This is a genomic window from Streptomyces sp. NRRL B-24572, from assembly GCF_002156145.1.
Lineage (GTDB): Bacteria > Actinomycetota > Actinomycetes > Streptomycetales > Streptomycetaceae > Streptomyces > Streptomyces vietnamensis.
The window spans coordinates 1-8,494 of the sequence record NZ_MWIG01000021.1 but is presented as its reverse complement, the minus strand read 5'-3'; the positions used below and the strand labels follow the sequence as shown (position 1 = coordinate 8,494).

Here is an 8,494-nt window from a genome sequence, read left to right as displayed (position 1 = left end):
CTGGGTGACGCCGGCCGGCGGGTCGAAGGGGGCGTCGGGCCAGAGCGAGGTGGGGGTGGCGGCCATGCCCGCGCGGAAGCCACGCGCGAGCGTGCCCGTCTCGGCGAGCTTGCCGGCGTAGGGCTCGGCCCCGGCGTCGAAGCCGGAGCCGAGCTGGAGGTCGAGCCAGCGGAGCCGCAGCGCCTCGAACTCGTCGGCCGGGTCGGCCGCGTGGGCCTGCGGGGCGAGGGCGAGGGTGGCCGCGGCGGCGGCCGTCGTGCTCAGGAAGGTGCGTCGGGACCAGAGGGGCAGGGACACGGGAGCCTCCCGGGGGAAGTGGTGGAGACCGGTCGGCGCCCGGTGTAACACCCTGTTTCCGACGCAATCAATGAGCACAGCAAGCGCTTGCTGTCCGCCTCCGGGGGCGTCAGCTCCCGCAGTGGAAGCGGGCGCTCCCCCAGTCCGCGTGGTCGTTGCCGTTCCCGTCGCCGCCGTCGCCGACCACCAGGTCGACGTAGGAGGCGCCGGTGACGTCGGCGGTGAGCGACCAGGCCGGGTCCGGGGCCTTCAGGACCGGGGACTTCGCCTTCTCCGCACCGTCCGCGAGGACGCTGAACTGGACGCTGCCCCGGGTGGTCTGGACGTCGTCCACCCCGACCTCGGCGGTGAACGAGGTGCACCGGCCGCCCAGGTAGTAGCGGACCTTGGCCGGGGCGTGGGTGCCCAGGCCCTTGGCGTAGGTCACTCCACCGATCCGCAGCGGGGAGCCGTCGCCGGCGCCGGTCTCGCCGTTGGAGAGGTCGCGCTCGACGGGCCCCCAGCCGTTGGTGGCCGAGGTCCAGTCGAGGTCGCTGGCCCAGCTGTCGGCGGTGGGCGGCGGGGGCAGGGTGCGGACGGTGGTGGCGGCGGTGAGCTTCCGGTCCCCTCCCCCGATCCCGTACGCGACGGAGGCGCCCAGCGGGTACGGCTGGTAGGCCGCGTCCACGGGCGGTGTCACCTGCCAGGTGGCGGTGGCCTGCGCGCCCGGCGCGACCGTGCCGAGGGCGACGGGCGCGACGGGTTCGGCGGTCCAGCCCTCGGGGAGGGTCAGGACGGCCTGGGCGCCGGTGACGTCGGCGGCCTCGTCGTTGCCGAAGGTGGCCGTGACCTGGTTCGGGCGGCCGGGCTCCAGGGTCTCGGGCGCGCTGACGGTGAGCGTGCCGCAGGCGGCGCGCTCGGCGGCCGGACCGAGGTCGGTGACGGTGAAGCCGTCGAGGACGAAGTCGGCGCCGTCCGGGGCGTCCCCGCGCTTGCGCAGGCCGGTCCAGGTGTCGCCGCAGCCGGCGGTGACGGTCTCGGCGAAGTGCCCGGTGGTCCGCTGCTGTCCGATCGGGGTGCGGCGGGTCTCGACGGCCGGTCCGTTGCCGTTCGCGCGGTCGTAGCCGGTGACCCACTCGTACGCGCCCGCGTGGCTGGACTGGTAGTCGTACTCGACGCGGTAGCTGTGGCCGTCCTTCATCGGGACGGTCCAGGGCGCGGTCCGGTAGACGAGTCCGCTGTTCTCGTCGTGGGACTTGAGGCTCTCGGCGCCGCCGATGACGTCGTCGATCAGCTTTCCGTTCCAGCCGGCCTGGGTGTACGGGGCGTGCAGCTGCGCGATGTGGGTGCGGGGGTCGGTGGTGCCGCCGGCGTCGCCCTTGAGGAAGGGGCCCCAGCCCTGGTCGACGGCCTCGAAGTCCTCGTACACGGCCGTTCCGGGCTTGGTCGCCGGATCGTTGGCGACGATCCGTACGTCGTCGATGCGGACGGTCGCCGGGCTGCCGCTCGCGGCCTGGATCCGCAGCGGGACGGAGCCGTCGGCGGGTGCGGTGAAGGTGACCTTGGCGCGCTGGAGGCGGGTGCCGTTCCAGTCGGAGGCGGCGACCTGGTTCTCCAGGGCGGAGCGCTCGACGGTGACCTCCCGGTCACCGGCGGAGAGGGTGGTGGGGCGGGTCTTTCCGGGCTCGACCTCGACGAGGGCGGAGGCGGTGTACCGCTTGCCGGGGGTGAGGCCGGTGATCTGCTGGCGGACCGAGGCGGTGGCGGTGCCGGAGAGCTTCGCGCTGTTGCGGCCCTGGTCGTCGGTGTCGCGGACGACGGTGCCGGCCTTGGTCCAGGCGCCGAGCTTCGCGTCGTTGAAGCCGGGGTCCTTCACCGGGGTGCCCTGGCCCCACTGCGGGGCGGTCTGCGCGGGGGCGCTGTCGGGGTAGAGGACGTAGGGCTGTCCCGCGACGGCGTCGAGGGTGATCCGCCCGCCGGAGGGGCGCACGGTGGCGGTCTTCACGCGCCCGTTGTCGGTGAGCTTGTACACGGTGTACGCGCGCGTGGAGCCGGGGACGGCCCAACTGGTCCTGCCGCCGGACTTGTTGTAGTGGTAGAGCTTCCTGCCGCCGTCCCAGGGGAGCAGGTAGCTCTCGCCGTCGAGGACCTTGCGGCCGTTCTCGTAGAAGGTGCGGCGGCCGTTCTCGACGGTGCCGCGGACGCCGCCGGTGAAGGTGATGTCGTCGCCGTTCCAGCGGGTGATCCTCTGCTGCTGCAGGTACTTGGCGGGCAGGTTCCGCTGCCAGATGTTGGCGGAGAAGGCGTTCCAGTCGGTCTCGCCGGTCCAGCCCTCGAAGTCGACGAGGGCGGTCTGGCCGAGGACCGGGTGGTTGTTCCAGACGTCCTTCTCGCCGTTGCGGATGAAGCGGATGATCTGCGAGTTGAGGCCCTTGTTGGTGGCGCCGCCGTAGTCGAGGTCGTTGGCCCAGTGGGACCAGAGGGAGGCCCGCTCGAACTTGTCGGCCCACTCGGTGGCGACGTTCCAGCCCTGCGCCTGGACGGCCTGCATCGTCTTGTCGGCGATCCAGCCGTGGGTGTAGTAGACGTCGATGTAGAGCATCGACAGGTTGGGGTCGGTCTCGTCGCGGAGCTGCTTGAAGCGGCGGGCGAGGTCGCCGCTGTTCACGTCCCGGCGCTGGTCGATGTAGTAGCTCTGGTTGAGCCAGTTCCAGCCGGGCTTCGTCTTGTCGACGAGGGTCTCGCTGAAGTTCTTCGCCTCGGGGTACGACTCGGTGGCGTTGACGTGGACGCCGAAGCCCGCGCCCCATTTCCGGCCCTCGCGCAGGAGGGTGTTGAGGTCGGCGAGGCCGCCGGCGCGCTTGTTGTAGTTGCCGCCGTAGTCGGGGTGGGCGGAGTCGTGGCCCTCGGAGCCGTACCCCTTGAGCAGCGCGAACTGGCCGAGTCCGTCGGTGGAGAGCGAGATCCGCTTGACGTCGTCGAGGGTGCGCAGGAAGGGGTGGGTGGCCTGGGAGGCGAAGTTGAAGGGGATGTGGGCGACGACCCGGTTCGGGGTCTGGTCGCTGCCGGGGGCCTTGATCCCGATCGTGCGGAAGGCGACGGCGCCGTCCTGCCAGTCGACGGCCCCGTCGGCGTTGGCGTCGGGGGTGACGACGACCTTGGCCCAGGGCAGGTTGTCGCCGGTCTCGGGCTGCGGGGCACCGGCGCCGCGGTAGGTCCACTGGCCGGACCAGACGCCGACGCGGGTCTCGGTGCCGTTCTTGCGGGCCTGGTGCCAGAAGCGGGCGCCGTCGCGGGCGCTCGGGCCGGACGGCTTGTCGTAGGAGGAGTTGGACTCGACGGCGGCGGCGAGCTGCCCGGTGTTGACGATCGCGTAGCTCGCGCCGACCGGGTTGGCGTCGGCGGCGGTGGCGTCGGTGACCTCGGCGAAGACGTCGGCGGTCCGGGTGGAGTCGGGGTCGAGCCGGGTGAAGGCGGTCGCGGCGCCGGTGTCGGCGGAGCCGACGGAGACCAGGTCGTGGCCGGGGACGTCGATGGTGCCGACGCGGAAGGCCTCGGTGTCGCGGACGGCGGTGACCTCGAAGGTGGTGGTCCGGCCGTCGACGCTCAGCCGGGCGTCGATCTCGACGCCGGGCAGGTCGGGGAAGGCGAGGGTGTACGCGGCGGAGTCGGCGGTCAGGACGGGGGCGCCCGTGGCCCGGACGGCGTGGGCGGTGCCGTTGAGCACGACCTGCGTGACCGGGGCCGTACTCCCGAGGAGACGGGCGCCGCTCGCGCGGTCGGTGTACGAGAGGACGCGGGGGAAGTCCTCGGCGACGGCGACGGAGAGCTGGTCGGAGCCGATGACGGCGGCGGTTTCGGCGGTGCTTTCGGTGGCCGTGGCGGTGGCGCTTTCGGCGGGCGTGCCCGCGCCGGCCGGGCCGGCCAGCGCGAGCACGGCGGAACCGGCGGCGGCCAGCGCACAGGCCGTGCGCAGCCGCCGCGCCGCGGAGGGTGCGGAGGGGTATGGGTGCGACATGCGCACTAGTTGGCCCGGGTGACGGATCACCGTCAACGAGATCGTCCACGGACGGCCCCGCCAGTCCAACAACCCCCTCCGGTTAGTCCAAGTCGCTCAGCAGCCGCCGCAGTTGTAGTAGGTCACGTCCCAGTGGCTGCCCTCGTCGGCGTAGACGTTGCCCGCGCCGGACTTCCACTGCGGGGCCCCGTCGCCGCGCAGCCCGATGTAGGCGAACGTGTTCTTGATGTAGCTGCCGAGGCAGGTGTACTTGCTGAAGTCGAGCTTGTAGCCGTTCCAGTGCGAGTACGTGCCGCTCGCGTGGCCCACCTCGGTGCCGCCGGTGATGTTGAGGGCGCAGCCGCTGGCGCTCTTGAGGGTCTGGGCGCCCTGGGCGGTGGCGAGGTTGAGCTGCTCGAAGGACGTACAGGTGGAGTTGTAGCGGTCCGAGCAGTTGCCGGACGAGGACCAGGTGATCCCGGAGGAGCGGAACATCGAGGTCGCGGTGGCGTGGCTGATCTTGGTGACCGCGTGGGCGTCGGTGGCGGTGGAGAGTGCGCCGAATCCGGGGGCGAAGAGGGCGCCGAGGACGAGGCCGAGTGCGGTGAGGACGGAGCGGAGCTTCACGGGATTGCCTCCTGCTGGTGACCGTGACGGGTGGGGACGGCTGTGCAGGTGGTGCCGGTGGCGCGGGTGGAGCCGGTGGCGCGGGTAGCGCGGATGGAGCCGGTGACGCGGGTGGAGCCGGTGAATCCGGTCGCGCAGGGAGATGGTGCCGTAGTTCTACGCGCGTCCGCCAGAGGGCGTCGGCGTCGCCGTGACGCCGTTCGGATGAACAACTTCCCCAGATGTTGAAAGTTGAACGGAATGGGATTACAGTCGTTCTCGTTGAAGGTTCAACAAACACCGACAAGGAGCACGTCATGGGTCTCTTCAGCCGCAAGAACAACGAGTCCGCCGTCGCCACCGCCACCCTCCCGGTGGACCCCGCCCTCGCCGCCCTCACCGGCGACTACACCATCGACCCGGCGCACAGCAGCATCGGCTTCACCGTCCGTCACGCGATGGTCACCAACGTCCGCGGCACCTTCGCCGAGCACGAGGGCTCGCTGAAGCTCGACGGCTCCAACCCGGGCGCCTCCACCGCCTCGATCGACGTCAAGATCGCCTCCATCGACACCGGCATCGGCGACCGCGACGGCCACCTGCGCAGCGGCGACTTCTTCGACGCCGAGCAGTTCCCGCTGATGAGCTTCCGCTCCACGGGCGCCGAGCAGCTGGGCGGCGACAAGTACCGGATCACCGGCGACCTGACCATCAAGGACGTCACCAAGCCGCTCGCCATCGACCTGGAGTTCAACGGCACCGCGACGGACGTCTACGGCAACGAGCGCGTCGGCTTCGAGGGCTCCGCCGAGATCCTGCGCTCCGCGTGGGGCCTGACCTGGAACGCGGCCCTGGAGACCGGTGGCGTCATGGTCAGCGACAAGGTCAAGCTGAACTTCGACATCTCCGCGATCAAGAACGCCGCCTGATCCTTCCCCCGTACGGGACACACGAGCGCGCCCGCCTTCCGCAGCAGCATCAGCGGAGGCGGGCGCTCGGCGTTTTCCCGGTCCCCGGCTACGCGGCCTTGGCCGCCGCCTCGACGACCGCCGGGATCAGCCGGTCGTTCTCGGGCGCGCCGGGGCCGCTCATGAATCCGAAGCGGCGGCGGGCGTAGCTGTAGGCGAGGCCGGTGGCCGGGTCGGCGAAGGACTGGGCGCCGGGGGCGCCGCTGTGCCCGACGGCGAGCGGGCTCAGGGACGGGTGGCGGGTGGCCAGCGGGACGAAACCGAGGCCGAAGGCGTTCTCCCCGCCGGTCACCAGGTCGGTGCCCCGGGAGTGGATCCGGGCGAACTCGGCCAGGGTCCCGGGGGCGAGGAGCGGCGGCCGGCCGTCGAGCTCGCCCGCGATCGCCGCGTACATCCGGGAGAGGCCGCGCGCGGTGCCGACGCCGCCGCCGGAGAGCGGTGCCTTCGTCCGCACGGCACGGGAGTTGCCGTAGGCCGGATTGTCGAACGGCGGGTCGGCGTGGAGGTTGAAGGCGATGGCCATGAGGCTGTCGGGGGCGATCGGGTTCGCCGCGAGGAACTCCTGCTGGGCGGGGGTGGGCAGCAGCGGCAGGGACGTGCGGAACCGGGGTTCGAGCTCCTCGGGGAGCCCGAGGTAGTAGTCGAGCCCGTACGGGACGCGGACCCGCTCCTCGTAGATCTCCTGGGCCGTCCGGCCGGTGGCCCGCAGGATCACCTCTCCGACGAGGGCTCCGATGACCAGGGCGTGGTAGCCGTGGCCGGTACCCGGCTCCCAGAAGGGGCGCTGCGCCGCGAGACGGGCGGCGATCCGGCGGTCGTCGGCGAGCTCCTCCATCGAGAAGCCGTCGTCCACGCCGATCACGCCCGAGCGGTGGGCGAGCAGCTGCCGGAGGGTGAGCCCGCCCTTGCCCTCGGCGGCGAACTCGGGCCACCAGGAGGCGACCGTGCGGTCCAGGTCCAGGACGCCGTCCTGGACGAGGAGGGCGGCGACCAGGGCCATGGCGCCCTTGGAGGAGGAGTAGAGCGCGAGCAGGGAGTCCCCGTCGACGCCGTCGCCTCCCCAGAGGTCGACGACGAGTCGGCCGTGGTGGTGGACGGCGAGCTGGGCGCCGCCGTCCCGGGCCTCGTTCGCGGCGATCTCCGCGAACACCTCGCGTACGGACTCGAATCCGGGTTCCACCGTGCCGTGGACGTCGGTCATGGCTCCACTCCCCCTGGGTGCGGCTGTCGCTGTCGGACGAAGGAACGATCAGGGGCGCGATTTCCTTCCCGTTCACCGGAGTTCGACGCGATTCCGGCCCGGCCTCGACGAAGGGCGCCCGAAACCGCAGGTCAACGCCTCTGTCAGTGGCGGCCGCTAGCGTCGTCGGCATGGAATTCCGTATCGACAGCGCCGTGTTGGCCGACGCCGTGGCCTGGGCCGCGCGCGTCCTGCCGGCCCGCTCCCCCATGCCCGTCCTCGGCGGTCTGCTCCTGGAGGCGGCGGACGGCAGCCTGCGCGTCTCGGGCCTCGACCACGAGGCCTCGGCCCGCATCGAGGTCGAGGCCGACACCGCCGTCGACGGCCGGGCGCTGGTCCTCGGCCGACGTCTGCTCGACATCTGCAAGGTGCTCCCCCGGGGCGCCACCGAGCTCGCCGTGGAGGGCGCCCGCCTCTCGGTGACCTCGGGCGACGCCCGCTTCGGCCTCTCCCTGCTGCCGCTCGACGACTATCCCGCCGCGCCCGCGCTGCCCGAGGTGCGCGGGCTCGTGGACGGGGACGCCTTCGCCGCGGCGGTCGGCCAGGTCGCCGTCGCCGCGGGCCGCGACGACTCGCTGCCCGTCCTGACCGGGATACGGCTCGCCCTGGACGGCACCACCATGACGCTGGCCGCCACCGACCGCTACCGGTACGCGGTCCGCACCCTGGAGTGGAAGCCCGAGGACGGCGCCCCCACGGAGGGGACCGACGTGGTCGTCCCGGCCCGCCGGCTCACCGAGATCGCCCGCTCCCTCTCCGGCACGGGACCGGCCCGTCTCGCCCTCGACTCCGGCTCCCTCGGCTTCGAGAGCGCCGGCACCCGCACCACCACCCGGCTGCTCGACGGCCGCCTCCCCCGCCACGACAAGCTCTTCGCCCTCGGTGAGCACGCCCTCGCGATCACCGGGCGGGCCCCGCTGACCGAGGCCGTCAAGCGGGTCGCGGTCGTCGCCGAGGGCGACAGCCCGGTCCAGCTGACCTTCTCCCCCACCGCCCTCCACCTCCAGGCCGGCTACGAGGACGACGTGGCCTCCCAGCGCCTCCCCGCCACCCTCACGGGCGCGGAGTCCCTGACCGTCGCCTTCAACCCGGGCTACCTCCTGGACGCCCTGGGTTCACTGGACGCCCCCGAGGTCCACTTCCACCTCCTGGGCCCGGGCCAGCGCGCCCTCCTCACCGACGGCCCCGAGGGCACCCACCGCCACCTCCTGATGTCGGTGAAGCCGCTGGTCTGAGCCGTCCGAAGAGCCGCTAGAACCCTCCGCCGCCGTCGAAGCCGCCACCACCGTCGAAGCCCCCGCCGCCGTCGAAGCCGCCGCCGAAGTCGCCCGACCCGAAGTCCCCGGCGCTGAAGTCGCCACCGAAGTCGCCGCCCCCGAAGTCGCCGCCGCCGTACTCGGAGGCGTA

General features: G+C 72.5%; 6 protein-coding genes. 2 read left to right on the top strand and 4 right to left on the bottom strand.

What is annotated here, in order from left to right; translation table 11 throughout:
- The 3 genes from CCN56_RS01235 to CCN56_RS01225 form a co-directional block, all read right to left on the bottom strand.
- Positions 1–297: twin-arginine translocation signal domain-containing protein (locus CCN56_RS01235; RefSeq protein ID WP_256961652.1), on the bottom strand; the 297-nt coding region annotated here is incomplete at its 3' end.
- 109 nt (positions 298–406) lie between these two features.
- Entirely contained in the window at positions 407–4,294 is a 3,888-nt protein-coding gene (locus CCN56_RS01230) for an endo-alpha-N-acetylgalactosaminidase family protein (RefSeq protein ID WP_086822345.1), read from the bottom strand.
- 96 nt (positions 4,295–4,390) lie between these two features.
- Positions 4,391–4,900, bottom strand: a complete 510-nt coding sequence (locus CCN56_RS01225; RefSeq protein WP_086822342.1) for a hypothetical protein — start codon at positions 4,898–4,900, stop codon at positions 4,391–4,393.
- Positions 4,901–5,196: 296 nt separating this feature from the next.
- Between CCN56_RS01225 and CCN56_RS01220 the strand changes: the two genes are divergently transcribed.
- A complete protein-coding gene (locus CCN56_RS01220; protein WP_086822339.1) occupies positions 5,197–5,808 on the top strand; it encodes a YceI family protein in 612 nt (203 codons plus the stop codon).
- Between the two features lie 88 nt (positions 5,809–5,896).
- Here CCN56_RS01220 and CCN56_RS01215 read toward each other — a convergent pair whose 3' ends face one another.
- Positions 5,897–7,048, bottom strand: coding sequence for a serine hydrolase domain-containing protein (locus CCN56_RS01215; RefSeq protein WP_086822336.1), 1,152 nt, complete (start codon positions 7,046–7,048; stop codon positions 5,897–5,899).
- A gap of 170 nt (positions 7,049–7,218) precedes the next feature.
- Here CCN56_RS01215 and dnaN point away from each other — a divergent pair, with 170 nt between their 5' ends.
- The gene (dnaN, locus tag CCN56_RS01210) at positions 7,219–8,322 is read left to right on the top strand and encodes a DNA polymerase III subunit beta (protein ID WP_086822348.1); all 1,104 of its coding nucleotides are present in this window, start codon (positions 7,219–7,221) and stop codon (positions 8,320–8,322) included.
- Positions 8,323–8,494: the final 172 nt, after the last annotated feature.